Source organism: Pseudomonas sp. (assembly GCF_002796985.1).
GTDB lineage: Bacteria > Pseudomonadota > Gammaproteobacteria > Pseudomonadales > Pseudomonadaceae > Pseudomonas.
The window spans coordinates 1-1,151 of the sequence record NZ_PEKX01000030.1 but is presented as its reverse complement, the minus strand read 5'-3'; the positions used below and the strand labels follow the sequence as shown (position 1 = coordinate 1,151).

The following is a 1,151-nucleotide window of genomic DNA, read 5'->3' as shown; positions in this document are numbered from 1 at the left end:
AACGTCGGCACCATCGGTCACGTTGACCACGGCAAAACCACTCTGACCGCTGCTCTGACCAAGGTCTGCTCCGAGACCTGGGGCGGCTCCGCTCGCGCTTTCGACCAGATCGACAACGCGCCGGAAGAGAAGGCTCGTGGTATCACCATCAACACCTCTCACGTTGAATACGACTCGCCGGTACGCCACTACGCTCACGTAGACTGCCCGGGCCACGCCGACTACGTGAAGAACATGATCACCGGTGCTGCGCAGATGGATGGTGCGATCCTGGTTTGCTCGGCTGCTGACGGCCCCATGCCGCAGACCCGCGAGCACATCCTGCTGTCCCGTCAGGTAGGCGTTCCTTACATCGTCGTGTTCCTGAACAAGGCCGACATGGTTGACGACGCCGAGCTGCTGGAACTGGTCGAAATGGAAGTTCGCGATCTGCTGAACACCTACGACTTCCCGGGCGACGACACTCCGATCGTGATCGGTTCCGCTCTGATGGCCCTGAATGGTCAGGACGACAACGAGATGGGCGTTTCCGCCGTGCGCAAGCTGGTAGAAACCCTGGACTCGTACATTCCTGAGCCCGAGCGCGCCATCGACAAGCCGTTCCTGATGCCGATCGAAGACGTGTTCTCGATCTCCGGTCGTGGCACCGTGGTAACTGGCCGTGTTGAGCGTGGCATCGTCAAGATCCAGGAAGAAGTGGAAATCGTCGGCATCAAGGCGACCACCAAGACTACCTGCACCGGCGTTGAAATGTTCCGCAAGCTGCTCGACGAAGGTCGTGCTGGTGAGAACGTTGGCGTTCTGCTGCGTGGTACCAAGCGTGAAGACGTAGAGCGTGGCCAGGTTCTGGCCAAGCCGGGCACCATCAAGCCGCACACCAAGTTCGAGTGCGAAGTGTACGTGCTGTCCAAAGAAGAAGGCGGTCGTCACACTCCGTTCTTCAAGGGCTACCGTCCGCAGTTCTACTTCCGTACCACCGACGTAACCGGCAACTGCGAACTGCCGGAAGGCGTTGAGATGGTAATGCCGGGCGACAACGTGAAAATGGTTGTTACCCTGATCGCTCCGATCGCCATGGAAGATGGCCTGCGCTTCGCGATTCGCGAAGGCGGCCGTACCGTTGGCGCCGGCGTGGTTGCCAAGATCTTCGA

The 1,151-nt window shown here is 59.7% G+C and carries 1 protein-coding gene; it reads left to right on the top strand.

All coding sequences use genetic code 11. The annotated features are described in order from the left end of the window. Nucleotides 1-1,151: elongation factor Tu (tuf, locus tag CTR55_RS27340; RefSeq protein WP_290818476.1), on the top strand; the 1,151-nt coding region annotated here is incomplete at both ends.